Consider the following 26,461-nt stretch of genomic DNA (forward strand, 5'->3'; position numbering starts at 1 on the left):
ATGGCAGCCAATGCAGAAAACCTCATCTGGGTAGACTTGGAAATGACCGGATTGGAACCGGAAACCGACCGAGTGATTGAAATTGCCACCTTGGTGACGGATAAAGAGTTAAATATTGTGGGGGAAGGCCCGGTGATAGCCATTCATCAGCGTGATGAAGTGCTCGCTGCTATGGATGACTGGAATCAGCAACATCATGGCGAATCTGGCTTGATCGCCAGGGTGCAGGCCAGCCACTACAGTGAACAGGATGCCATTCGTGAAACGATTGCATTTTTGCAGCAGTATGTGCCGCAAGGTGTGTCTCCCATGTGTGGCAACAGCATAGGTCAGGATCGGCGCTTCCTGAACAAATACATGCCAGAGCTGGAAAACTATTTCCACTACCGCAATATTGACGTCAGTACCATCAAAGAGCTGGTACGGCGCTGGCAGCCGGAAATTATGAAAGATTTCAAAAAGCAAAATACCCATCAGGCACTACAGGATATTCAGGAGTCTATCGCCGAGTTAAAGTTTTATCGGCAACGGGTATTTAAAATTTGAGCGTTTGACAGATAATTATGGTCAGGGGGTTGCAGGGGTAGAAATTTGCCTATAATGCGGCCTCACCTTCCTGCTGGTTCACAAACCTGTAGGAATGCGGTGCGACATTAGCTCAGTTGGTAGAGCGATACCTTGCCAAGGTATAGGTCACCGGTTCGAACCCGGTATGTCGCTCCAACTCCCGAATAGTGTTACTGTTTTGACAGTAGATGCGACATTAGCTCAGTTGGTAGAGCGATACCTTGCCAAGGTATAGGTCACCGGTTCGAACCCGGTATGTCGCTCCAAGTTCGGGTGCTTTTCTCTTTGCGACATTAGCTCAGTTGGTAGAGCGATACCTTGCCAAGGTATAGGTCACCGGTTCGAACCCGGTATGTCGCTCCAATCTTCCCTTTCTAGCCCGATTTAGCTAGCCATGGCAGCGGCAATAGCAATTGCTTATTCGCTGTATATATTGGCTTTTCTTTTTTAGCAGATGATACTGGTGCAGAACTGCCACGCCTGTGTTCTGGAATGATGGCACGGATTTCGTGATCCACCGCAGGTTTATTGCATAATTACTAATATACGGCTGACCGTTACTTGTAAATTATGACACCAGTCATGTATTCAGTGGGCGTTTGCTTTCATAATGAACACAATTCGAATCAACCTCAGCAAATCGCTACCAAAATGGAGGGTGCCGGATGCGTATCCAACAACTGCGTGAACTTCTGGATTATGTCGCTGAATGCCGTCTTGACATGGCCAAGATGTATCACAGATTACACAATCAGGCTGATTCTTCCCGGGCGAAACTGGTGCTGGAATATTTTGAAAAACACCAGAAAGATGTGGCCCAGCATCTGGAAGACTATATCGACGCGGCACCGTCAAAGATTTTGGATGCCTGGTATAAAGATTTCGTGTTTGAAGATTTTAAAAAGCGTTGTCAGGATGTGATGTTGCCCGCCAACATGAGTGAAGATGATGTGCTTGAGCTACATCTGGAACTCGACAATGCTTTGATTGCCTTGCTTGAGAAAACCGCTGCTTCTTCTACTTCAACGGAAGTAAAAAGTGCGCTGGAAGACCTAGTGCGGGTGGAGAAAATTCATCAACACCGTTTGGTTCACAGCACTATCAGAATGGAAGACATTTAAGTTTAAATGCTTACCGCTGGTAAATAGCATTTTGTCACGCCCGGTTATATTGCCGGGCTTTTTTATGGTAATAGCACGATCTTCTGATATAGGTCATAAACCGCTGATGACAGGGTTGCTAGTCTGGTTAAGATAGCAACAGCAATAAGCTGAGAGAGCGTATAATCTCGGCAATGCAGGGCGTTTCGGAGAATAGCAATGGCACAGGACTTGTCGCAATTACCTTCCCATTTGTATAGCGCCGCGGCGGTCAGACAGGCGGAATTTGCCTGGGTTGCTGCGGGTGAAGGGCAGCTTTATCAACTGGTTGAGCGTGCCGGTAAAGCGGCTTTTGAACTGCTCAAGCAACATCTTAAATTAACTCAGAAAGTGCTGGTCGTTGCTGGACAAGGTAACAATGGCGCTGATGCGCTGGTGTGTATGCGGCATCTGCTGCAAGCTGGCGTTGATACTGCGCTACTGCTACATCCTGCCAGCAAGCCTACCGCAGAATGGCAGCTAGCTTGGCAGCAATTACAGGCATTTGAGTTCGCCCAGGTTAGTGCAGACAACTGGCCGCAAGCCGATATCATAGTCGATGGTTTGCTGGGAACCGGTGTGCGTGGCGAACTGCGACCACAGGTCGCCGCGCTGATCGAGCACATCAATCGTAGTCAAGCTTGGGTACTTAGTCTGGACTTACCTTCTGGCATTGTGGCCGATACCGGCGCTGCCACCAGTACCGCGGTCATGGCGGATATCACCCTTATTATGGGCGCGCTCAAACAAGGTTTGCTTACCGGGCGCGCCCGTCATTGTTGCGGTGAGTTGTCGTTTGCCGATATCGGTCTGACACCCTACTTGCCCGAATCTAAGGTGTTGCGGGTGGATCGTCATTTTCTCTCAGCCTGCTTTAAAGCGCGGCCACGCGACAGTCATAAAGGACAGTCAGGTAAGGTGACCGTTATCGGCGGCGATCACGGCATGGCGGGCGCTATTCGTTTGGCTGGTGAAGCCTGTTTGCGAGCGGGTGCCGGTCTGGTGACTGTGATTAGCCGTCCTGAGCATCAGTTGACGATCAACGATGGCCGCCCAGAACTGATGTTCCGTGGCTGTGAACTGGTTGATATGGAAGTCTATCAGCGTCTTGGTTGGGCTGATGTGTTAGTGTTGGGGCCAGGTCTTGGGCGTCAGGACTGGGGTTATAACCTTTTCAAAGCGGTGGGTTTGACAGATAAACGCGCGGTTGTGGATGCGGATGCACTCAACTTGCTTAGCAGTGAACCGGAACAGCAACCTAAGTGGGTGTTGACACCTCACCCCGGGGAAGCAGCTCGGTTACTCGGCTGTGATGGTCAAACCGTTGAGGCCGATAGATTTGCCGCTGTACGTGAATTGCAGCAAAAATATGGTGGTACCGTACTGCTGAAAGGTGCCGGCACACTGATCTGTGATGGCGAAATGTTGTACGTGGCGCCAGTGGGCAATCCTGGCCTTGCCAGTGGTGGGTGTGGCGATGTGTTATCTGGTATAATCGGCGCGCTGATGGCGCAAGGATTGGATAACTGCCGGGCAACGGTTGCCGGTGTCGTGGTGCATGGTGAGGCAGCAGATCTCGCCGCCCGCGATGGTGAACGTGGGATGCTCGCAAGTGATTTGATGCCTTGGATCCGCCGTCTGGTGAATACTGAATAACATGGGCCTATTGGCCCTTAGCTTGGATCCCTGAGAGAATGACAACCCAGCAATCATTGATTTTGCACCTTAATGATGAACAACAAACCGTGGCTTTAGGGCAGCATCTGGCGGGATTATTGGTACCGCCTCTCGTCATTTATCTCACTGGTGAGCTGGGGGCTGGTAAAACAACATTCAGTCGTGGGTTGATCCAGGGGCTCGGCCATAAAGGCAATGTAAAAAGCCCGACCTACACATTAGTTGAGCCTTATGAGCTAGCACATGTGGATGTCTATCACTTCGATCTGTATCGGCTGAGTTCGGCTGAAGAATTGGAGTACATGGGGATCCGCGATTATTTCAACGACCGCAGTGTGTGCATTGTTGAGTGGCCAGAACGGGGTATTGGTTGTTTGCCGCCAGCAGATATACAGCTGCATATTAAGTATGTTAATACTGAGCGTGAAGTTGTCATCAGCGCCTGCTCGGATTCCGGAAGGATGCTATTAGAAAAATTACAGAATGATGCCTAGAACTAATAACATCTTATTAAAATACATAGTTTTTTTCCTATTTTTTACGGTGGTTTTTCCTGCCGCGGCGGCCAATACCCTCAATAGTGTGCGGATCTGGGCGGCACCAGATTCTACGCGAGTGGTATTTGATCTTGCGGCGAAACCTCGATACGACTCTTTTACCCTGAAAAGTCCTGAACGTCTGGTGATTGATCTCAGCGATACCCGTGGCGCCAAGTCAATCCTCGAAAAGCTCAGCAATAACAGCAAACTGGTGAAACGTGTTCGTTTCAGTTCGCCGCCGGCAAAAGGCACATTACGCTTGGTGGTCGATCTGAACCAACCGGCGAAAGCAAACATGTTTTCCTTGCCCCCACTGGCCCCTATGGCGATCGGCTGGTGGTGGACTTTGAACAAGGCGGTTCCAGTAGCATCGCCCGTGAAGTGGATAATCGGGCCGAAGGCGATCGGGATGTTATCATCGCCGTAGACGCGGGACATGGCGGCGATGATCCCGGTTCGATCGGCCCATCTGGTACCTATGAAAAAATAGTGGCGCTACAGATTGCGAATCGCGTTGCTGCCAAATTGAATACGGTTGCAGGGATCAAGGCCGTGCGTATTCGCGCGGGCGATTACTTTGTGGAACTCAATCGGCGTTCAGAACTGGCTCGTGAAGCTAAAGCCGATCTGCTGGTGTCGATTCACGCCGATGCTTTTACCTCACCGCAGCCTCGGGGCTCATCGGTGTGGGTGTTATCCAACCGCCGGGCTAACAGTGAGATGGGACGTTTGCTGGAGCAAAGCGAGAAGGTGTCCGATCTGCTCGGTGGCGTTGGTGAAATCGTCCAAAATACCGATAACGAACAGTATTTGATGCGGACATTGATCGATATGTCAATGGATAATTCCCGCTCTACCGGCTATCGAGTCGCCAGTAATATTCTGAATGATTTGGGAAAAGTCACCCGCTTACATAAACGGAGTCCAGAATATGCCAGTCTGGCGGTACTGAAGGCGCCAGATATTCCATCACTGCTGGTGGAGACCGGATTTATCTCTAATCCGACCGAAGAAAAACTGCTAAAAAGTCCGAAACATCAGGAACAACTGGCTGATGCCGTGGCGCAGGGTATCCGCCAGTATTTTGAGAGTTACCCACCGGAAGGTACTTTGCTGGCAAAACGCGGCAATATCAAACATAAGGTGGCCAGTGGCGAGTCTTTATCCATTATTGCGCAGCGCTATCAGGTGTCAGTGGCGGCGATTAAGAAAGCCAATAATCTTAAATCTGACGTTGTGCGTATCGGTCAGCAGTTGATCATTCCCAGAGCCTGAGGTTGACATGGCTATTCAGATATTACCGCCACAATTGGCTAACCAGATTGCGGCCGGTGAAGTGGTGGAGCGTCCGGCTTCGGTGGTTAAAGAGTTAGTGGAAAACTGTCTTGATGCTGGCGCTACCCGCATCGATATTGAGATTGAGAAAGGCGGTGCCAAGCTGATCCGTATCCAAGATAACGGCTGTGGCATTGCACAAAGTGATTTACCTTTGGCGCTGTCGCGGCATGCCACCTCAAAGCTACATACACTGGATGATCTGGAAGCCATTCTCAGCTTTGGTTTTCGCGGCGAGGCGCTGGCCAGCATCAGTTCTGTTTCGCGCTTGACGCTGACATCCCGTACTGAAGAACAGTCTGAAGCCTGGATGGCCTACGCTGAAGGTTCTGAAATGGCGGTGAAACTGCAACCTGCTGCGCATCCAGTGGGCACCACGATGGAAGTGGCCGATCTATTTTTCAATACGCCTGCTCGTCGACGTTTTTTAAAGAGTGATAAAACCGAATTTACCCATATTGATGAATGGCTGAAACGCATGGCGTTAGTGCGTCCAGATATTCAGTTGACCCTTAAACATAATGGCAAGCAGGTACGGCATTATCGTCCAGCCAATACTGATAACCAGTTTCTGCAACGTTTAACCCAGGTCACTGGCCGCAGTTTTGCTGAGCAAGCCGTCAAGGTTGAATGCCATCATGACGATCTGTACCTGAGTGGTTATCTGCAATCCCCCAGCAGCGAGAACCCCAAGATACCCATTATTTTTATGTGAATGGGCGTTTGGTTCGTGATCGGCTGGTCAACCACGCCGTGCGGCAGGCGTTTGCTGATCTCGATGAGATAGAGCAACCCGGTTATGTGCTGATGTTGCAGCTAGATCCCCATCAGGTCGATGTGAATGTACATCCAGCCAAGCACGAAGTCCGTTTCCATCAGGCACGTTATGTACACGATTTTATTTTGCAGGCACTCACGTCTGCACTGGAACAATCAGCGGCATTGTTGCCAGCAGATCCATTTCCCATTAAGCCGCAATTAAGCGAGAATCCGTATAGTGAACCGCCCCAGGAATTGGCGGCGCAACGCAGTAATCACAAGGGTTACGCGCCTTCTCAACCGGCGGTTTCAACAGCAAGTGCGACATATGCCGGGGCTGGGAAAGTTGCGGCTACGTCAGCCACACCGTCTAAAGCGGCGTTACACAGTTATGGTGCCTTGTTAAGCACTCCTGGGCAGGTCAATGACGTCTCAGAAGTCGCTGCGGCAATGCCGCCGCTGTTGGATGGTGAATTCTGGGTATTGACTGATGCAGGTAATCTGTTGTTGTTGCCGGTAAAGCCAGTGGCTCAGCAGCTTAAATTTCAGCAAATAGCGGATAAGTTGCCGCAAGGATTACCTTCACAACCATTATTGATGCCTGTTGCAATCGATGCCGTCAATGAATGGAAAGCATTATTACAGGAACAGGAGGCGTTACTGAGACGCTTGGGGTTAGAGCTCAATATTCGCTATCAACAGTTGATAATCAAAAAAGTACCCCCATATCTCAGAGACACCCAACTGGCGAAGTTGCTGCCGGAATTGTTGCAGTGGTTACAGCAAGGCGTTCCAGAAGATAGCGAATTAGCGCAATGGTTGGCCACAAAGAGTACGCAAGGTTTTGTTTCCGCACCGGCTATCTGGCAAGTGCTGGAGATGTTAGACGAAGCCTCTAAGGCACAGATTTATAAGTTAGCTAAGGTATTGCCTTGGCGTAAATGGTTGGAACAGTAGCGTGAGTGAGACGGCATTACCCAGAGTAATTACCTTAATGGGGCCGACAGCGTCCGGAAAAACGGCGTTGGCGCTAGCGCTGGCAGAGCAGCATAACTGTGAAATCATTTCTGTCGATTCTGCCCTGATTTATCGGCAGATGGACATAGGTACGGCGAAACCCTCAGCAGCAGAACTACAGCGGGCACCGCACCGTTTGATTGATATTTTAGATCCGTTGCAAAGCTATTCCGCGGCGGATTTTCGCGCAGATTGTCTGCGTGAGATTGAAGCGATTCTGGCAAAAGGAAAACGCCACTGCTTGTGGGCGGCACTATGATGTATTTCAAATCTCTTTTGGAAGGATTATCGCCGTTACCTGGGGCTGACGACCAAGTGCGGGCTGAGATTGCCGCAGACGTTGCCAGCAAAGGCTGGTTGGCATTGCACCAAGAGCTGACCAAAATAGATCCAGTGGCCGCTGCGCGGATCCATCCGAACGATCCGCAGCGCTTGTCACGCGCATTAGAGGTTTACCGTATTAGTGGTAAGACCTTGACTGAACTGACACAGATAAAAGGCGATGCGTTGCCTTATGACATCGTGCAATTTGCGGTGGCGCCTGCCCAGCGGGCGCAGCTACATCAAAACATCGTCTGGCGCTTTGAACAGATGTTAGCCGCTGGATTTATCGATGAAGTGATTAAGTTAAAAGCTCGGGGCGATCTGCATCTGGATTTGCCATCGATGCGATGTGTCGGATATCGCCAATGCTGGCAATATCTTGACGGTGATTATGATTACACCGCTATGGTAGAAAAAGCCATTGCCGCCACTAGGCAATTGGCTAAGCGTCAATTAACATGGTTGCGGGGTGGCCCGGGCTGAATTGGCTGGAAAGCGGTGCAGCGGGAAATTTAGTTACACTTATACGTCAATGCCGCTAGCTTAATGGCCCTTGCTGTATAATACTAAAACTAAATAAGAAAGTGTCATTGTTGGATTAATATATATAAAGCAAAAAGGAAATAAAAAATGGCTAAGGGGCAATCTTTACAAGACCCATTTTTGAACGCGTTACGCCGTGAGCGTGTTCCGGTTTCAATCTATCTGGTTAACGGCATTAAGTTGCAGGGGCAGGTAGAGTCTTTCGATCAATTTGTCATTCTGCTGAAAAACACTGTAAGTCAGATGGTGTACAAGCACGCTATTTCAACAGTGGTGCCTTCCCGTCCTTTTAATATGGGGAGTGGTCATCAAGGCGGGCAAGCTGGTTATAGCGCCAGCGGCACTGATGACAGCAGTAGCGAGCAGTAATAGCGAGGGGTTGCTTCTTGTTTGAACGCTATGAAGCGGGGAAACTGCCGTTCTGGTGCATATCGAGTTTACCGATGAAGATAGTCGGGAAGATTTGCTGGAACTGCAGTTACTGGTGGAGTCCGCCGGCGCTCGGTCGGTTGGGGTGATCACTGGGAGCAGGAAAGCACCCGATCGCAAATATTTTGTAGGGACCGGCAAAGCCGAGGAACTCGCCGCGATGGTGGCGGCGACTGGTGCGAATGTGGTGATTTTTAACCATGCACTTAGCCCGGCTCAAGAGCGCAATCTGGAAATGTTGTGCCAGTGCCGTGTGTTGGATCGCACCACACTAATCTTGGACATTTTTGCCCAACGTGCCCGTACCCACGAAGGTAAGTTGCAAGTGGAGCTAGCGCAATTGCGCCACATGTCAACGCGCTTGGTACGTGGCTGGACCCACCTTGAACGGCAAAAAGGGGGATCGGTCTGCGTGGTCCCGGCGAAACCCAGTTGGAAACCGACCGTCGTTTGCTGCGTGGTCGTATCAAGTATATCAATCGCCGCCTGGAAAAAGTGGATAAGCAACGTGAGCAAAGCCGTCGTTCCCGACAGCGAAGCGATCTTGCCACGGTTTCGTTGGTGGGCTATACCAACGCGGGTAAATCTACACTTTTCAATATGTTGACTGAGTCTACTGTGTATGCAGCAGACCAGTTATTTGCAACGTTAGATCCAACATTACGTAAACTGGAACTGCAACATGGCGCAGTATTTTTAGCGGATACCGTGGGGTTTATCCGCCATCTGCCTCATGAGCTGGTGGCCGCATTTAAAGCAACATTGCAGGAAACGCGGCAAGCAGATTTATTGTTGCACGTTGTGGACTGTGCCGATGCCAACATGGATGACAATTTTGCCCAGGTACAGGACGTCTTGCATGAAATTGATGCCGATAAAATTCCACAACTGGTTGTTTGTAATAAGATTGATTTGCTGGAAGAGGTAGAACCCAAAATAGATACTGATGCTGAAGGCCGCCCCTATCGGGTCTGGATTTCGGCACAAAAAGGCGTGGGACTGGATCTGTTGAAGCAGGCAATTGAGCAGATCACTGGTAACGCTATTATCAGTGCAACGCTGAAAATCCCCGCCGCGAAAGGCCATTATCTTGGCCAATTTTATAACCTGGACGCGATACAGCAGAAATCGTATGACGACTTGGGGAACTGTATTTTGTCCGTGCGTTTGCCTGAAGCGGATTGGCAGCGGCTTATCAAACAGAGTGAAGGCGAGATCATGCGTTTGGTCTACATTCCTGAAGAAGATAATGTTGTCTGTTAATATTCTCTTTAATTCATCCTTTAACGGAGTATTAAATGGCTTGGAATGAGCCCGGTAACAAGGGTAATGATCCTTGGGGAAATAAGGGCGGCAATGATAAGGGGCCGCCAGATATGGACGAAGTGTTCCGTAATCTGTCCAAACGGTTTGGCGGGAAAGGTGGCGGTTCTGGTTTCAGCCTCGGTGCCATCGTGATTGTGTTGGCAATTGCCGTCGCGGTGTGGGCCTTCTCTGGTTTTTACACCATCAAGGAAGCTGAACGCGGTGTAGTACTGCGTTTTGGACAGCACATTGGCGATGTTGGTCCAGGCTTGCACTGGAAAGCGACATTCATCGATAGCGTCATGCCAGTGGATATTGCCACTGTTCGTTCACTGCCAGCATCTGGCAGTATGCTGACAGGCGATGAAAACGTGGTGCAGGTGGAGCTGGATGTACAGTACAAAGTGACTAATGCTTATCAGTTCTTGTTCAGTGCGGTAGATCCACGTTCCAGTCTCAGCGAAGCGACTGATAGTGCCCTACGTTACGTTGTGGGACACTCAAATATGGATGATATCCTGACCACTGGCCGGGCACAGATCCGTGACGATACCTGGGCGGAAATCGATCGGATTGTTAAATCTTACAATCTGGGGTTGACCATTGTTGACGTAAACTTTTTGCCGGCAAGACCGCCGGAAGAAGTAAAAGAAGCGTTTGATGATGCCATCGCTGCACAGGAAGATGAGCAGACTTACATTCGTCAGGCTGAAGCCTACGAACGGGAAATCGAACCTAAAGCGCGTGGTCAAGTGCAGCGTATCAGTGAAGATGCGCGTGCTTATAAAGAGCAGGTAGTGCAGGATGCCGAAGGTGCTGTGGCTCGGTATGAGAAGTTGTTGCCTGAATATAAACTGGCACCAGAAGTCACTCGTAACCGTATGTATCTGGATGCGATGCAAGATGTTTACAGCCATACCAGCAAAGTTTTGGTCGATACTAAAAACAATGGCAATTTGTTGTATCTACCGCTGGATAAATTGTTATCAGGACAACATGCTGCAACTTCATCGCCAACATCGGCCGCAACCGACAATCATGGTGGTGATCCAGTCACTAGTTTCGGTATGAAGTCTCGTAATGCTGGTGACAGCGATACCAGTATTTCTGGACGGCTTCCCCGTGAAGATCGTACTCGCCAGGGGAGGGAATAATCCATGAACAGAATTTTATTGGTAGTTGCTGTTTTCTGTATCGGGATTGTGCTGTCTTCACTGATGGTGGTGAATGAAGGTGAACGGGCCATTGTGGCGCGTTTCGGTGAAGTCCTCAAAGACAATATTGATGGCAAAATGGTGACCCGGGTATACACCCCAGGGTTGCATATCAAGATCCCGATGATCGATAAGATCCGTTATTTGGATGCCCGTATCCAGACATTGGATGGCGCGGCGGATCGTTTCGTGACTTCAGAGAAGAAAGACCTGATGGTTGATTCTTACGTGAAGTGGCGTATCAAGGATTTTGAAATGTACTATCTCGCCACCAATGGTGGTGTTAAATCAAACGCTGAAGCGCTATTACAGCGCAAGATCAATAGCGATCTGCGTACGGAATTTGGTAAACGCACCATCAAGGAAATTGTTTCCGGGGTCAGTGAAGATGCCAGCCGTCAGGGCGAAGGTAGTACTCGTGACGAACTGCAGCGTCAGGCGTTGGAAAATGCCGCCAAGAGTGCGTCAGATTTAGGTATTGAAGTGGTTGATGTGCGAGTGAAGCAAATCAATCTGCCAGCGAATGTGAGCAACAGTATTTATCAGCGTATGCGCGCTGAACGGCAGGCGGTAGCAAAAGAACATCGTGCCCGAGGTAAGGAAGAAGCGGAGAAAATCCGCGCTCGTACCGATGCTAACGTTGTGGTTACACTGTCAAATGCTCGGCGCCAAGGGCAGGTCGTGCGCGGTGAGGGCGATGCCGTTGCTGCTAAGATCTATGCCGATGCTTACAAAAAAGATCCGGAATTCTATCGATTCCTACGGAGCTTGGATGCCTACCGTGCTAGCTTCAACGGCAAATCTGACGTGATGGTGTTAGCGCCCGATAGCGATTTCTTCAAGTATATGAAGAAAGAAGATAACTAAGCTGTTATTTAAAGGCTGTTATTTGAAAACGCCCGGTGACTACACTGGGCGTTTTTATGTCAATTGCCCGATCCGAAATAGGTTGCCATAACGAGGACTTCTTTATGGCAACATCAAATAAATCAATCCGTAAGCGCGCCTAACGCATGTTTGCTCATTGAATCGAGAGTAAGCAGCGCAGACCTTTAGTGTATTTCTCATGATTTATATCAGATTTTTTTATAATGCGCCGCATATCTGCCTACATGGTAATCGGGCGTTAACAATCCAAGAAAAATAACTGAATACCAAGACGTTGTGGAGATAATGGATGAGTGATGCAGCAACTGATAACGGTCGGCGCCGCTTTCTGGCTATAGCGACTACGGCCGTTGGTGGTGCAGGTGTAGCGGCCGCCGCTATTCCATTTATCAAATCATGGAATCCCTCATTACGGGTAAAGGCATCGGGATTACCAATTGAGGTCAATATCAGTAAGCTGGAACCGGGGCAGATGATCCGTGTCGAGTGGCGGGGAAAACCTATTTGGGTGGTGCGCCGTACTCAGGAAATGCTGCAAGATTTAGCGCGCCACAATGACAGATTGCGCGATCCGTTATCACAAGAACCGCAACAGCCTCGTTATGCCACTAATGCCACCCGTTCGATTAAACCGGAGATTTTTATTGCTGTCGGTATCTGTACTCATCTTGGATGCTCACCTACTTATCTAAGAGACGGCTTTTCAGGGCAAATGGACGGTATTGCCGCAGGATTCCTTTGCCCTTGTCATGGCTCTGGATTTGACATGGCAGGGCGGGTGTTTCAAGGACAGCCCGCGCCGCTGAATTTGGTGATACCGCCGCATCGTTATCTGGACGATGCGCGGGTACTCATCGGGGTAGATGAGGACGTTGGCTGATGAATAGATTGCTACAATGGCTCGATGAACGCCTGCCGGTGAGTGCAACCTACAAAAGGCATATTGGTCAGTATCCCGCCCCTAAAAATTTCAATTTCTGGTATCTTTTTGGCGCCTTGTCACTATTGGTCTTGGTGAATCAGTTACTTACCGGGATCTGGTTGACCATGAGTTATGTCCCCACCGTAGAAGGTGCTTTTGCTTCTATCGAATACATTATGCGAGATGTGCAGTATGGTTGGTTGTTGCGTTATATGCACTCTACCGGTGCCTCGGCGTTTTTTTCGTGGTTTATCTGCATATGTTCCGCAGCCTGCTTTATGGTTCTTACCAAAAACCACGAGAATTACTGTGGGTCTTTGGCATGGTGATTTTCCTAGTGCTGATGATGGAAGCCTTTATGGGCTATCTGTTGCCGTGGGGGCAGATGTCATATTGGGGGCGCAGGTTATCATTTCACTGTTTGGGGCAATACCGATTATTGGTGATGATCTGGCGTTGTGGGTGCGTGGAGATTATGTGGTATCCGGCGCTACCTTAAATCGTTTTTTCGCATTACACGCGATTGCGCTGCCATTAATTCTGGTAGTACTGGTTTTTCTGCACCTGATTGCGCTCCATGAAGTCGGTTCGAATAATCCCGATGGGATTGAGATTAAAAAGTATAAAGATGAAGATGGCTGGCCGGTGGACGGTATTCCGTTCCATCCTTACTATACCGTTAAGGACCTAGTGGGGATTGCCGGATTTTTGTTGGTGTTCTGCTACCTGATTTTTTCATGCCCCAAGGTGGCGGTCTGTTGCTGGAGGGCGCCAATTTTGAAGCCGCTGATCCACTGAAAACACCAGAACATATCACGCCTGTATGGTACTTCACCCCGTTCTATGCCATGTTGCGAGCCATACCCGATAAATTAGGCGGCATGGTGGTAATGGCAATGGCTGTCGGCATGTTGTTTGTGATCCCCTGGCTGGATCGCTGTAAGGTGAAATCTGTGCGTTACCGTAGTTGGTGGCACAAGCTTAACCTCATCCAGTTTGCGAGTTGTTTCATCGCATTAGGGGTAATAGGTTTGATGCCGGAGACCTTGTTACTTAAAGTGCTCGCCCGTATTTTGACCGTTGGTTATTTTGGCTTTTTTGTGGCGCTGTGGTTTTACAGCAAACGAGAACCGACCAAAGCTGTGCCAGAGAGGGTGACGTTCAAATGAGGCCATTACTGACTTTGTTATTGTTGTTGCCTATGTGGGCACAGGCAGCAGATGCTATGCCGCCATTACCAACGGATCTCGGACGCGCCGAACTCCCGGCGCTGCAACGTGGTTTTTACGCCTTTCAGCGTTATTGCGCTGGTTGCCATAGCATGCACTATCAACGTTATAACCAAGTCGCTACCGATTTACAGCTGTCAGAAGCTCAGTTGCAGTCATCTACAATGACAGACGCTAAACCATTTGAGTTAATGGAAAATGCCATGTCTAAGAAAGATGCTGCCCGTTGGTTTGGTATGGCTCCGCCGGATCTTACCTTAGTCGCTCGAGTGCGCGGTGACGCGTGGTTATACCGTTTTTTGCACGGTTTTTACCATGATCCTAAACGGCCATTTGGCGTGAATAATGTGCAGTACCCCTATGTGGCTATGCCGCATGTGTTGCAGGATTTGCAGGGATTGGCAGAGCCTGTCTATCAAACCGAGACGGTTGATGGCCGCAGTAAACAAAAAGTTGTCGGCGTGACGGCTGCCCAAGGTGGTCAGCTTTCCAGTGCAGAATATGACCGTTTGGTTCGGGATCTTGTGGCTTACCTTGCTTACACCGCCGAACCTATGAAACAGCAACGGCAACATATTGGCCTATGGGTGATGGCTTTCCTGCTGTTATTCCTGTTTCTGGCGTGGATGCTCAAGAAAGAGTATTGGAAAGATGTACACTAACTGCGGTTACAAGGTAGAATATATCATCCGCATAATGTAAACGGGGGCTTAGCCCCTCGTTTACATTTGTTTTTTTCGATTCTGGAGGGTATCAATGGCTGTCGCTGCCAATAAACGCTCTATCATGACCCTGTTCTCTGGGGCTGACGATCTCTATAGCCATCAAGTACGTATTGTGTTGGCTGAAAAAGGGGTGACAGTGGATGTATTGCAGGTTGACCCAAATGATCTGCCGGAAGATCTGCTGGAACTCAATCCTTACAACTCAGTGCCGACTTTGGTTGACCGGGAACTGGTGTTGTATGAAAGCCGTATCATCATGGAATATCTGGATGAACGTTTCCCACATCCACCTTTAATGCCGGTATATCCAGTATCCCGTGGACAGACACGTTTGATGATGCACCGTATCGATCGGGATTGGTACAGTTTGGTTAACCGCATCCGTAAGGGCGATCGTGCTGATGAAGCACGTAAAGAGTTGCTGGAAAGCATCCTTTCTATTGCCCCTGTATTTGCTGAAATGCCTTTCTTTATGAGCGAAGAATTTGGTCTGGCAGACTGCTATCTTGGCCCATTATTATGGCGTTTGCCTGCGTTAGGTATTGAGCTAGACGGTAAATCGTCCAAGGATATTAAAGCGTATATGACTCGCGTATTTGAACGGGATTCGTTCAAAGCATCCTTGACTGAAGCAGAGCGCGAAATGCGCATGGGCTTGTAATGAAAGGCTTAACCCTAGTCGCCCGTATCTGTTACGGGCGTATTATGAATGGTTGATGGATAATCATCTGACGCCACATGTGGTGGTCGATGCCAATGTACAAGGCACACAAGTGCCGCTGCAGTATGTTAAAGATGGGCAGATAGTGCTGAATATTGCGGCCTCTGCGGTTGGCGACTTGCAGATGAGTAATGATTTTGTGGAATTTCATGCGAGATTTGGTGGAGTTCCGCAACAGGTGATATTACCGATGGCGTCTATCGTCGCGATATATGCCCGGGAAAATGGTGCTGGCACTGTGTTTGACATGGAAGATGCCTATCTGCTGGAAGAGGGTGAAGAGTCGTTTCTCAATGTGGTTGAGGACTCTGCGCCGGATGTGGATGACAAGGCCGATGCGCCGGATGTGGATGACAAGGCCGATGCGCCGGAGACTCCAGCGGCAGATAAGACTAAGCGTCGTGCCCATCTTACCCTCGTCAAATAAACGCTTCCTATTCTAAAAGACCAGTCGTGATGACTGGTTTTTTATTGGATGCCATGTTGTTGGATGACCGCGGCTGTCGATACAGGTCATAGTACCGAAAGATAACGCTTTACTCATGTGGCTGAATGCTTACTCTATTAAAATAACCTTAATTTTTAGGAGCAGCTATGGGGCGTCCGAAAATTCCCCGCAGGATCTGTGGTAGACCGGCAGACTCATGTTTTAAACCCAATGGTATCCCGATGACGGAATTACCTCGGGTCTATTTGGCCTCTGACGAATTTGAAGCATTGCGATTGGTGGATTTTCAGGGAATGCAGCAGCAGCATGGCTCAAGAGATGGGGGTTTCCCGTCAGACGTTGGCTAATCTGGTTAAATCTGCGCGTTACAAAATGACCGATTGTCTGATGCACGGTAAAGCGCTGATGATGACGCCTGAGAGTCAGGAAAAGCCACTAGAGTAGTGTTTGGTAAGGCAGGGCGTAAGTGCTCGCCCTTGCTTACGATGTGTCGACAGTTTTAGTGAATACTAAAAATCGCTTCCGGCAGTATTTGAATATCATCCATGTAATCTTTGCCAGAAATCGTCCCACCGACTATCACGACATTGTCATCGACCCTTGCAACTCCTTGGTGGCGTGACGGGCGAAATGGAATATTTTCCAGCCGCTGCCATTGCTGCTTGTTAAAGTCATACTCCATGACCAGTTCCAGCTTCCGATAATCGCCAAAAGTTAACAGCTTATCTTGTACAACTACGGCTGACTCGGCACTTATGCCAAAGGGTAAACTTTCCAGCTTCTGCCATGTATTGCGCTGGGGATCAAAGCGCGCAAATAGCGGTAAGGTATGGACAAAGTTATAACCGCCAACAATATAGATTTGGCCTTTATAAACAACGGCTTTTGTCTCTGCGGCTTGGGGCATATCAGCACCGGTTGACCAGGTTTGTGTCTTGAGATCGAGAATATCAACTTTAGCACTGGGAGCTATACGGAATAGCGGCCTTGAAACCATGGTTGAGCCACCAATTACATATATCTTGTCATCCACCCGGACTACGCTGGCGGCGCGTCTGGGATGGGGCAACGGCCGACTGTAGAGTATTTCATTGGTTTGAGGATTGAACACTTCTACAGTGGGATTGGTCTCATATCCTTGTAAACGATAACGGGTTATGCCCCCTAGCACATAAATCAGACCATTACCGTCGTTGACCGCCGCCGCATAAGTTCGGGGTAGCAACTGCGTGGCAAGTGGCGTGACCGTTTGTTTTTGCAGATCAATTTTTTCGATGGTGCCTTGGGGCCCTTGCAGGTTCTGACCGCCAATAACATATAGCTGCTCGTCCACTACCGCAGTTGCGGGAGCAATGCGCGCTTGCTGTAAATTCAAAGCGCTGATGGAAACTGTGTTGCATGCTGTGAGCGCCAGCAGACTCAGCGTAATGCCGAGTGTTTTTAACATGTTAACCCCACATGACATGGTGATACTCCGTTATCTGTTAGGTGAAATGCGCCATCCGTCGCCATACGACAATCCGCAGTTGTATCAACGATGTGAATTGCGTTGATGTATCTTCAAGATGTTCGTATGGGTAGCCTTTTTCATTGGTGCAAGCCGCGGTATTGTTTGCTTGGTGCTGGGCAATGCTGCGCATGGCTTATACAGGCTAAATCTAATCAACGGCGCATAAATTCAAGAATATATAAACAGTTTTTATTATTCATCAGTAGCTTGTGTTGATGAAAATAGTAATTGGGCGCCAGCGCCTTTTTCTGCGAGGACATCATCAGGATTGCGTAACGGACAGTCCTGCAACGATAAGCAGCCACAGCCAATACAACCTTCCATATGATCGCGTAAGGTGACCAGCGTTGCGATCCTCTCGGTCAGCATAGTATGCCATTCACTGCTTAACTGGCGCCATTCTTTGGTAGAAATGGTGGTATTGGGAAACTTATCCAGATGCTGCTTGATTTCAATGAGAGGTAAACCTGCCGACTGAGCGATTCTGATAATGGCGATTCGACGCAACACATTACGCTCATAACGGCGCTGGTTACCCGCATTTCTCCAACTGCTGATTAAGCCTTTAGTTTCATAAAAATGTAGGGTGGAAACCGCGACACCACTGCGTTTGGCTACCTCGCCAACTGACAGAGAAGCTGAGTTGTTCATATGTTAAAAATCTTATTGACCTCAAGTAAGCTTGAGGTCATATTATTCGCGTCGGCAGTCACTTTCAAGTCATAGATAACCTATGACAAGCGCACTCAGGAGCCGACATGAATAGCGTTATCCGCAATAGTTTCTATCCCCCTAGCATCAATATGATTATCGAGTTACCAGCGCAATCCATGCTTGTTATACGTGGAGGGCGCGATGAGTAAAGGCGTACAGTTACCAGAAACTCCAACCCGTGACAATCGACACTTAAAACTGACAATGCTAGCGACTGTTATCTTCTTGTTGCTAGTTTTTGGCGGATTATTTCAATGGAAACAATATCTTCAAAGCCATGCCGCCACGTGGCAACCGCAGGCGGTGCCTGTCACTGCAATGACAGTTGTCCCTCAAACACTGCCACAATATCTCAATGCCGTTGCTGTGTTGAAGGCTGTGCAGCAAGTAACTCTGTCTGCTGAAGTGGCGGGGCGGGTGGCCGGGCTCAGCTTTCATTCGGGGCAGAAGGTCAGTGCCTCGCAGCTTTTGCTGCAACTCAATGACGGCCCGGAACAAGCACAATTGTTAACGGCTCAAGCCAAAGCTCACTACGCGGAACAGCAGTTAGCACGTTCTCGGCAATTAACGCCTTCCGGCGCGGAATCGCTGGATGTGTTACAAGCGCGCCAGTCGGCACTGGCGCAAGCGCAAGGGGAAGTAAAACAGGTTCAAGCACTGATCCGCCAAAAACAGCTCATTGCCCCGTTTGAGGGTGAGCTTGGTATCCGCCAGGTTAACCTTGGGCAATATCTGAATCCTGGGGAGGAAGTGGTAACACTTACGGCGCTCAATAAGCTCTATGTTGAATTTACCCTACCTCAGCAGCAATTCTCGGCGATTAAGATCGGTAGCGAAGTTGAATTCAGCTCAGATGTTTATCCCGATAGCCGCTTTACTGCAACCGTTCAGGCAATAGAACCTCAGATTGATGCGGAAACCCGTAATATTCGGATCCAGGGGATCTTGGACAATCCCAACAATCAATTGCGACCGGGCATGTATGTCAATGCTGCCCTGGTTCTGCCGCCACAAGCTGACGCAATTTTAGTGCCGGCCACTGCGGTGGAAACTTCAGCACAAGGTTATAGCGTGGTGGTGGTTAAAGGTAAAAATGCCGAGCAGCATGGTAACGCCGAGATTGTCAGTGTAGAGATTGGCAAACGGAGCAATAACCAGATCCAGATTGTGCATGGCTTGAAAAGTGGTGACGTGGTGGTCACGGTTGGTCAAAACCGTTTACAGCCAGGGGCTGACGTGATTGTGCAGTCGCTTGTCCCAGCGGAGGGTAACTAGCATGCTTTTTACTGACCTGTTTATTAGACGTCCCATATTGTCAGCCGTGGTGAGCCTGATGATATTGCTCGTCGGTCTCAGTGCCACCTATAACTTGCCCATTCGCCAATATCCTAAGATGGAAAGTGCGACGATCACTATCGATACATCGTTGCCGGGTGCTACTCAGGATATGATGCAAGGGTTTGTTACCACGCCGATTGCGCAGGCAATCTCCACGGCAAACGGTATCGAATATATCACCTCGACCTCGAAGCAAGGCAAAAGTCATATTTCGGCCAAACTGGTGTTAAATGCCGATGCTGATCGCGCCATGACAGAAATCCTAGCAAAAGTACAAACCGTTAAATATCGGTTACCTGCGGGAGTTACGGATCCGGTCATCGCGAAAATTACCGATGGTGCATCCGCAATTCAATACTTGGCATTTATCAGCGATACGCTTAGCCCTCCGCAGATTGTCGATTTTATTTCCAGAGTGGCCCAGCCATTGATCACCTCGGTTCCTGGGGTTGCTTCGGCAACGGTTGTCGGGGGTTCCTCATTTGCGATGCGGGTGTGGGTCGATCCTGTAAAACTTGCGGCACGGGGGCTGACTGCCAGTGATATTGCTAGTGCATTACGCAGCAATAATATCCAAGCCTCCCTGGACAGTTAAAGGGCAGTGAAACTGCACTGAATATAACCGCCGCCACCGACTTGCGCGATATAGACGCATTTCGGCAAATGATTGTGAAGCAAGGTCAGCACGGGGTAGTGCGGTTGCAGGATATCGCCACCATAGAGCTGGGTGGAGAGAACTATGATTCGGGAATGCTGGCATCCAACCGTAAGGCGGTGTCTGTCGCTATTTCACCAACACCTGACGGTAATCCGCTGGATATTGTCAGCCAGATCGCTGGGTTGGTGAGCGAGATGCAGCGGGTTGCGCCGCCGGGGCTGGAAGTGCTCAACCAATTTGACGTCGCACATTTTGTGGAAGCCTCTATTGCCGAGGTAAAACACACTCTCGTTGAGGCGATTATCATAGTGGTTATAGTTATCTTTTTGTTTCTTGGTACATTTCGCGCAGTAATCATCCCAATTGTGACCATTCCACTGTCACTGCTGGGAACCGCCGTGCTGATGCTATTATTTGGTTTCTCACTGAATTTGCTGACCTTGCTGGCAATGGTGTTAGCAATTGGTTTGGTTGTGGATGATGCGATTGTGGTTGTGGAAAACATTCATCGCCACATAGAAGAAGGACTTACGCCTTTTAATGCCGCACTGAAAGGTGCTCGTGAGATTGTTGGGCCTGTGGTTGCCATGACTATCACCTTGGCGGCGGTTTATGCGCCTATCGGCATGATGGGCGGGCTGACTGGCGCACTATTTCGAGAATTTGCCTTTACTCTTGCCGGGTCGGTAATTGTGTCGGGCATCATCGCCTTGACGCTATCCCCCATGATGAGCAGTAAATTGCTTAACTCGCGGCAGTCTGAATCCCGGTTAGCGCAACGGATTGAACACGACATGGAGGCACTCACCCGCACCTATGTTCGTCTGCTCGACATTACTTTAAGGTCGCGGCCCGCAGTGCTGTTAGCTGGCGTGATTATTTTGGTGGCAATTGCTGTGCTGTTCAGTGGCGCTAAACGTGAACTCGCGCCAGCCGAAGACATGGGATATATCTTCGCACAAACCAAGGCGCCACAATATGCCAATGTTGACTACACCGCGAACTACAGTAGACAAGTCGATAAAATCTTTCAGAAATTGCCTGAATTTGACCGCAGCTTTTTCTCCATTGCTGCCGATGATGCCAACATAGGTTTTGGTGGCGTGATCCTCAAAGATTGGTCGGAACGCCACCGTAATGCAGATCAAATACAAGCGGAACTGGCGGGTTATACCGCCGGGGTCACCGGGGTTTACACCTCATTGTTTCAGGCCAGCCCTTTACCAGCATCTACTGGCGGTCTACCAGTACAAATGGTGATACGCTCGTCTGCGGATTTCAGTGAACTTTACCAAACACTGATGGGGTTAAAAGGTGCAGCCTGGGGCAGTGGGTTGTTTGCGTTTGTTGATAGTGATTTGGCGTTTGACAGCGCAGAAGCGCATCTCAGTATTGATCGTAATAAAGCAGGCGAACTGGGGATCAGCATGACCGAGATTGCCGACACTCTGGCAATTTTGGTGGGCGAAAACTATATCAATCGCTTTAACTGGTTCGATCGTTCCTATGATGTGATAACACAGGTACCTCAACATGATCGTCTTACCCCGAATAATCTCGGTAACTATTATGTGCGCACCGGGGCGGGGAAATTGGTGCCACTGGCAACAGTCGTGAAAGTTGATGTTAAACCTCAGCCCAATAAATTGCCGCAATTCAATCAGATGAATGCTGTAACTTTATCAGCGGTATTGATGCCAGGGGTAACTATGGGGCAAGCGGTGGCTTTCTTGGAACAGCAAGCGTTACCTGATGGCGCTACTGTAGACTGGTTGTCAAACAGTCGCCAGTTTGTGCATGAAGGTAACCGACTGACGCTATCATTCGTCTTTGCCTTGATTGTGATTTTCCTCGTCTTAGCTGCACAGTTTGAAAGTTTCCGCGATCCATTAGTGATCCTCGTAACCGTGCCGCTTGCGGTGTGTGGTGCCTTAGTCCCTTTATATTTGGGGTTTACCACTTTAAATATTTATACCCAGATAGGCTTGGTCACGCTGATTGGGTTGATATCCAAACATGGGATCTTGATGGTGTCATTTGCCAATGAGATGCAGCTACGTGAACAGATGAGCAAATTAGAGGCGATTCGACATGCGGCCGCGGTGCGGATGCGACCAGTGCTCATGACCACTGCGGCGATGGTCGCAGGACTCGTGCCATTACTGTTTGCTGCTGGCGCTGGTGCCGCCAGCCGTTTTGCCATCGGCATTGTAGTGGTGATGGGGATGCTGATTGGTACTTTGTTTACCCTGTTTGTGCTGCCCACTATCTACACCCTGCTGGCGGCAAACCATCAACAAGCTCACACTCATGTGGAGGCTGTTGCGCATGCCTAAGTTACTTACAGAGTGACTGCTCTGGTCTAAATAGGCCATGCAAACGGTGGTGTAACCTCTTTATGCCGTACAGGAGAAAGGTTGGTCGTTGAGACTCAGCACTTTTATTACCGGCACTTAAGTCAGTATCAAGCGGCCAGGTAACAAAGGCGCCGCTGCCGATAGGCTGGCTATCTGGCACTGCGGTTTGTTGTTAAAGGCCACTCAAAGATTGAGTGGCTTTTTTTGCCAATTGTAAACATCTCCCAAGGGGCGAGCGCTTATCGATGGCCCTCTACTTTTTATAACCGCATTTGATCGCGTTTTTTGTGCAAAAGGGTTGCATTTAGTCCATAAGTTTATTCTTATGGATGGCAGCTTTGAGCCAATCAACATCGTCAGGTGTTGGCGAGTAGAAGGTGGCTATAGATGACAGCAATGCTTAACTGTTGACGATGCAAATAATTTATCTATTTGATTTAACAATTTTTATGCGTTTTGCAGAAATCTTAGTCGCGCAAGAACAGGAGTGGGTATGACTAAAATAGTAATTGTCGGTGGTGTAGCCGGTGGGGCATCGGCTGCCGCACGAGCAAGGAGAATGTCGGAAACGGCACAGATCATCATGCTGGAACGCGGGGAATTTGTGTCGTTTGCTAATTGTGGCTTACCGTACCATATCGGTGGCGACATTACCGCCCGCGATGCGCTGTTACTGCAGACGCCCGAAAGCTTTAAAAAACGTTTTGATGTTGATGTACGGGTATTCAACGAAGTGCTGTCAGTGGATTCTGCTCATAAAAAATTGCAGGTAAAAAATCTGCTGACGGGGGATAGCTACGAAGAAAGTTATGACAAGCTGTTATTGAGTCCAGGAGCCGCGCCTGTCAAACCACCTATTCCCGGCATCAATAACCCCCACGTATTTACCTTGCGCAACATCGCCGACATGGATACCATTATTGCCGCGCTGGCGGCACATAAACCGCAACATGCCACCGTGGTCGGTGGCGGCTTCATCGGTTTGGAAATGGTAGAAGCTTTGCATCAGCGCGGTATTCGTATTTCATTACTGGAGTTGGCCTCTCAGGTTATGGCGCCGGTAGATGCAGAAATGGCCAATGTGCTACACCGTGAATTACTCAATAAAGGGATTGAGCTGCGGTTAAGTACCGGGCTTAGTGAGGTCAACAGCCACAGCAGTTTGCCATCAGAACCAGAAGCTACCGATGTTTACGATAAACCTTCCAGCCATCACTCTGCATTGGCATTAACCCTGTCTTCGGGGCAGACCCTGATAACTGACATGGTCATTATGGCGGTTGGCGTCAAACCCGAAGTGTCATTGGCAAATAGCGCGGGTTTAGTTTTGGGGGAACGTGGTGGCATTAAAGTTGATGCGGCTATGCGCACCTCAGATCCTGATATTTATGCCGTTGGCGATGCTGTCGAAACGCCAGATTTTGTCACCGGCAATGCGGCTTTGGTGCCATTAGCTGGGCCAGCAAATCGGCAGGGACGCATTGCTGCCGATAATATGCTGGGGTTGGATAAACAATATCGGCGTACTCAAGGCACGGCTATTTGCAAGCTGTTTGATTTGGCGATTGCCAGCACTGGCCTCAATGAGAAAACCCTGCTGCGGTTGCAATTACCATATGAAAAGGTCTATGTGCATACCGCCAGTCACGCAGGCTATTACCCTGGGGCGCATCCGGTCACGCTAAAACTGTTATTTGATCCCAACAATGGCAAAATTTTGGGCGCTCAAGCGGTTGGCATGGATGGCATTGATAAGCGTATTGATGTGCTGGCGGTAGCACAGCGTGCCGGTATGACCGTCAGAGATCTGCAGGATCTGGAACTGACTTATGCGCCACCGTTTGGCTCGGCCCGCGATGTGGTAAATCAAGCGGGAATGGTGGCGACTAACGTGCTAGATGGTGATGAGCAGGTATGCCATGCTGATGAGGTTGCTAATCCTTCTGCTGAGCAATTGGTGTTGGATGTTCGTAATCCACCAGAACTGACTAACGTTGGGGCGTTTCCTCAGGCGCTGAACATTCCTGTTGATCAACTGCGTCAACGCTTAAGTGAGTTGCCAAAGGATAAGGAAATTCTGGTCGCCTGTCAGGTGGGTTTGCGTGGACATGTCGCCTACCGCATGTTACGCCAGCATGGCTTTAAGGTGCGCAACCTTACTGGGGGTTTTAAGACTTTTCAGATGACAATGGCTAAATTTTGATGGCAGTAAGCGGCATTCACCCACGCCGCTTTTTAATACCGTATTAATGTGCAACAGACATTAACGGTACAAAATCAGCGGCTCTGAGCAGTAACAAGACGCGACCGCGGTATGGCTGACTATAGAGCGCTTGTTTCAACATAACATCCGCAGGCTGTTTGACCGGGTAGATCACTATCGCCTGTGGATGTTCTTTCAACCAATGCAGACGCTTACTGATGTCTGCGTCCTGTAATTCCACAATCGGTTGCTGTAATCGACCGGCAAATTGAAACTGGTTGTCGTATTTATCCCAAAATGCCAACTTGTTTCCCTGCTCCTGTAGCTGTCGCACTTGCTGTGCCGCTGCGGTTATATCATAGGCTTCATGTAACGGTTGTCTCACCGCCAAGAGCATACTGGTTATTAACAGCGGAAACACCAGCAAGTGCACAAACGGCACTAATCTTTGCTGTTTGCAACGCCATAGTGACAGCCACAGCAGTAACAGTGGGATCACTATTACCCAGAGTGCAATCTTGGGATCATCTAGGTTTTTGAACACTTTGTCAGCCCATAGCGGCAACGACCCCAGCAGCAATATCACCATTACGCAGAGTGCTGCCAGCAGATAGCTAGGTGCAAATTTTTCTGGCTGGAGCTTGGCCGCAAAAAATAACGCAATTAGCGGCATTAGCGGACATAGATAATGTAACTGTTTGCCACTGATCAGGCTAAAACACAGCACTATGATGAGGATGTAGCACAGCAGTGCTTGCTCACGGTTATCGCGTAAGTGGAATATCCGGCTACGCCAGATACCACCCAGTAATGGTATGGGCAGCAATAACACCGGCAGCAGATAGAGATACCAGTAAAAAGGCCGGGCGTGAGCAAATGCAGTTACTACTCGGCCAGCGGTTTGTTTCCAAATAAGTTCGTTCTCATACGCTCCGCCACCGGCGATTACGGCTGGTATAACCCAGCAACTCAAAAGCACTAGTCCCAATAATATCGCGATAAGACTGCCCCGAAAAAACTGGCCGTTAGTCATGCTGTTATGTGGTTGCCACCAAGGGCGCAGCAACATAAATGGCACTGCATACAGCAGCATGACGGGCCCTTTGGTCAGTAACCCCAGCCCAATAGCCAGCCCCCAAGCAGCATAAAGCGCTTGGCACCCGTGTAACTAAAACCTAAGGTGCTGAGCAGCCATAGCAACACAAAGACACTCAGTACCAAATCAAACATGACAGTCGGCAGATAAAAATTCCAACCTGCCAATGCCAATAACAGTACCGGCGCGTAGCTGGCGGCATTTTCGGATTGTGGAAAGTATTTTCTGGCTAATACATAGAGCAAAGCAAAATTAAGGCAGGAAAACAAAGGAATCGATAGACGCGCAGGCCACTCGTTAACACCAAAAATGAGCCAGAACAGATTGATTAACCAAAACAGTAGTGGTGGTTTATGGGCATAAGTCTCGCCATTCTGATGGGGTACTAGCCAGTTATGATCGCGCCACATTTCCCAAGCAACCGAAACGTATCGGGTTTCATCGACTGGCATTAATGGCCGTAGCCACAAATGTGCCGCTATTAGCATGAGTGCCACTAAACACGTCAAACCGAGGAATGTCAGCGGGGTCAGGCTTAAGGTATTTTTTGCTTGATTGATTAGGCGGTTACTCATCCGTTGGAGAATTCCGACTACTGTTATCGTGTATTGTGCCGCTATGGTGACGGGTGAATATTAATAAATTATTAACACATCCTGCGAGATATCCTTAAGCGATTTGACTCATTGGTAGTCATAACATTAAGCATTGGTGTTTTGGGCGGGCTCATGTTGGTTTGAAATATTCAACATGCCACGATAACGATAGTGAAGGGATAATGGGTGTGTTATGTCTTCCGCTATT

General features: G+C 49.1%; 20 protein-coding genes, 3 tRNA genes and 6 pseudogenes. 25 read left to right on the plus strand and 4 right to left on the minus strand.

The window, feature by feature from the left end; genetic code table 11:
• The 21 genes and pseudogenes from orn to KHX94_RS12530 all read left to right on the plus strand — a co-directional run bounded on the left by orn (position 1) and on the right by KHX94_RS12530 (position 16,225).
• Positions 1–546: an oligoribonuclease gene (gene orn, locus KHX94_RS12435; RefSeq protein WP_213680887.1), complete on the plus strand. Its 546-nt coding sequence runs from the start codon at positions 1–3 to the stop codon at positions 544–546.
• Between the two features lie 101 nt (positions 547–647).
• Positions 648–723, plus strand: a tRNA-Gly gene (locus tag KHX94_RS12440).
• A 34-nt stretch (positions 724–757) separates the two neighbouring features.
• Positions 758–833 (plus strand) — tRNA-Gly (locus tag KHX94_RS12445).
• Positions 834–854: 21 nt separating this feature from the next.
• Positions 855–930, plus strand: a tRNA-Gly gene (locus tag KHX94_RS12450).
• A 302-nt stretch (positions 931–1,232) separates the two neighbouring features.
• Positions 1,233–1,688, plus strand: a complete 456-nt coding sequence (locus KHX94_RS12455) for a ferritin family protein (protein ID WP_213680888.1) — start codon at positions 1,233–1,235, stop codon at positions 1,686–1,688.
• Positions 1,689–1,886: 198 nt separating this feature from the next.
• Positions 1,887–3,362, plus strand: coding sequence for an NAD(P)H-hydrate dehydratase (locus KHX94_RS12460; protein WP_213680889.1), 1,476 nt, complete (start codon positions 1,887–1,889; stop codon positions 3,360–3,362).
• Positions 3,363–3,400: 38 nt separating this feature from the next.
• Positions 3,401–3,877, plus strand: coding sequence for a tRNA (adenosine(37)-N6)-threonylcarbamoyltransferase complex ATPase subunit type 1 TsaE (gene tsaE / locus KHX94_RS12465; protein ID WP_213680890.1), 477 nt, complete (start codon positions 3,401–3,403; stop codon positions 3,875–3,877).
• Positions 3,870–5,197: pseudogene (locus tag KHX94_RS12470) on the plus strand (N-acetylmuramoyl-L-alanine amidase). The gene tsaE and the pseudogene KHX94_RS12470 overlap by 8 nt, the downstream one beginning before the upstream one ends.
• 7 nt (positions 5,198–5,204) lie before the next feature.
• A pseudogene (gene mutL / locus KHX94_RS12475) lies at positions 5,205–6,973 on the plus strand (DNA mismatch repair endonuclease MutL).
• Between the two features lie 37 nt (positions 6,974–7,010).
• A pseudogene (gene miaA / locus KHX94_RS12480) lies at positions 7,011–7,899 on the plus strand (tRNA (adenosine(37)-N6)-dimethylallyltransferase MiaA).
• A gap of 88 nt (positions 7,900–7,987) precedes the next feature.
• Positions 7,988–8,269, plus strand: a complete 282-nt coding sequence (gene hfq / locus KHX94_RS12485) for an RNA chaperone Hfq (protein WP_213680891.1) — start codon at positions 7,988–7,990, stop codon at positions 8,267–8,269.
• Positions 8,270–8,286: 17 nt separating this feature from the next.
• Positions 8,287–9,592 (plus strand): annotated as a pseudogene (gene hflX, locus KHX94_RS12490) (ribosome rescue GTPase HflX).
• 35 nt (positions 9,593–9,627) lie between these two features.
• Positions 9,628–10,788: an FtsH protease activity modulator HflK gene (hflK, locus tag KHX94_RS12495; RefSeq protein ID WP_213680892.1), complete on the plus strand. Its 1,161-nt coding sequence runs from the start codon at positions 9,628–9,630 to the stop codon at positions 10,786–10,788.
• Positions 10,789–10,791: 3 nt separating this feature from the next.
• Complete coding sequence (gene hflC / locus KHX94_RS12500) at positions 10,792–11,715, plus strand: protease modulator HflC (protein WP_213680893.1); 924 nt, start codon at positions 10,792–10,794, stop codon at positions 11,713–11,715.
• Positions 11,716–12,025: 310 nt separating this feature from the next.
• Positions 12,026–12,616, plus strand: a complete 591-nt coding sequence (petA, locus tag KHX94_RS12505; protein WP_213680894.1) for a ubiquinol-cytochrome c reductase iron-sulfur subunit — start codon at positions 12,026–12,028, stop codon at positions 12,614–12,616.
• Positions 12,616–13,456: pseudogene (locus KHX94_RS12510) on the plus strand (cytochrome b). Before petA ends, KHX94_RS12510 begins: the two are co-directional and overlap by 1 nt.
• The gene (locus tag KHX94_RS21835; RefSeq protein ID WP_425314014.1) at positions 13,417–13,827 is read left to right on the plus strand and encodes a hypothetical protein; all 411 of its coding nucleotides are present in this window, start codon (positions 13,417–13,419) and stop codon (positions 13,825–13,827) included. Before KHX94_RS12510 ends, KHX94_RS21835 begins: the two are co-directional and overlap by 40 nt.
• Positions 13,824–14,549, plus strand: coding sequence for a cytochrome c1 (locus tag KHX94_RS12515; protein ID WP_213680895.1), 726 nt, complete (start codon positions 13,824–13,826; stop codon positions 14,547–14,549). The genes KHX94_RS21835 and KHX94_RS12515 overlap by 4 nt, the downstream gene beginning before the upstream one ends.
• A gap of 94 nt (positions 14,550–14,643) precedes the next feature.
• Complete coding sequence (sspA, locus tag KHX94_RS12520; protein WP_213680896.1) at positions 14,644–15,273, plus strand: stringent starvation protein SspA; 630 nt, start codon at positions 14,644–14,646, stop codon at positions 15,271–15,273.
• A gap of 55 nt (positions 15,274–15,328) precedes the next feature.
• Positions 15,329–15,760, plus strand: a complete 432-nt coding sequence (locus KHX94_RS12525) for a ClpXP protease specificity-enhancing factor (RefSeq protein WP_244859139.1) — start codon at positions 15,329–15,331, stop codon at positions 15,758–15,760.
• Positions 15,761–15,927: 167 nt separating this feature from the next.
• Positions 15,928–16,225 (plus strand): annotated as a pseudogene (locus KHX94_RS12530) (DUF134 domain-containing protein).
• A 55-nt stretch (positions 16,226–16,280) separates the two neighbouring features.
• On the opposite strand, the gene KHX94_RS12535 reads toward KHX94_RS12530, so the two are convergent.
• Together KHX94_RS12535 and soxR are read right to left on the minus strand one after the other, a co-directional pair.
• Entirely contained in the window at positions 16,281–17,228 is a 948-nt protein-coding gene (locus tag KHX94_RS12535; RefSeq protein WP_213680897.1) for a Kelch repeat-containing protein, read from the minus strand.
• Positions 17,229–17,483: 255 nt separating this feature from the next.
• Positions 17,484–17,942, minus strand: coding sequence for a redox-sensitive transcriptional activator SoxR (gene soxR, locus KHX94_RS12540; RefSeq protein WP_213680898.1), 459 nt, complete (start codon positions 17,940–17,942; stop codon positions 17,484–17,486).
• 204 nt (positions 17,943–18,146) lie between these two features.
• Between soxR and KHX94_RS12545 the strand changes: the two genes are divergently transcribed.
• The 4 genes from KHX94_RS12545 (at position 18,147) to KHX94_RS12555 (ending at position 24,561) form a co-directional block, all read left to right on the plus strand.
• Complete coding sequence (locus KHX94_RS12545) at positions 18,147–19,280, plus strand: efflux RND transporter periplasmic adaptor subunit (protein WP_213680899.1); 1,134 nt, start codon at positions 18,147–18,149, stop codon at positions 19,278–19,280.
• A gap of 1 nt (position 19,281) precedes the next feature.
• On the plus strand, positions 19,282–19,938 hold the full coding sequence (locus KHX94_RS21170; RefSeq protein WP_280529568.1) for an efflux RND transporter permease subunit: 657 nt from the start codon (positions 19,282–19,284) through the stop codon (positions 19,936–19,938).
• 41 nt (positions 19,939–19,979) lie between these two features.
• Entirely contained in the window at positions 19,980–22,337 is a 2,358-nt protein-coding gene (locus tag KHX94_RS12550) for an efflux RND transporter permease subunit (protein WP_280529569.1), read from the plus strand.
• A 514-nt stretch (positions 22,338–22,851) separates the two neighbouring features.
• Positions 22,852–24,561 carry an FAD-dependent oxidoreductase gene (locus KHX94_RS12555; RefSeq protein WP_213680900.1) on the plus strand — a complete coding sequence of 570 codons (1,710 nt, stop codon included), beginning with the start codon at positions 22,852–22,854 and terminating at the stop codon, positions 24,559–24,561.
• A gap of 43 nt (positions 24,562–24,604) precedes the next feature.
• On the opposite strand, the gene KHX94_RS12560 is transcribed toward KHX94_RS12555, so the two are convergent.
• Both KHX94_RS12560 and KHX94_RS12565 read right to left on the minus strand, forming a co-directional pair.
• Positions 24,605–25,654 (minus strand): hypothetical protein, encoded by a 1,050-nt coding sequence (locus KHX94_RS12560; RefSeq protein ID WP_213680901.1) that lies wholly within the window; start codon positions 25,652–25,654, stop codon positions 24,605–24,607.
• A gap of 14 nt (positions 25,655–25,668) precedes the next feature.
• Positions 25,669–26,232 (minus strand): ArnT family glycosyltransferase, encoded by a 564-nt coding sequence (locus KHX94_RS12565; RefSeq protein ID WP_213680902.1) that lies wholly within the window; start codon positions 26,230–26,232, stop codon positions 25,669–25,671.
• Between the last annotated feature and the right edge of the window lie 229 nt (positions 26,233–26,461).

It is taken from the genome of Shewanella dokdonensis (assembly GCF_018394335.1).
GTDB classification, from domain to species: Bacteria; Pseudomonadota; Gammaproteobacteria; order Enterobacterales; family Shewanellaceae; genus Shewanella; species Shewanella dokdonensis.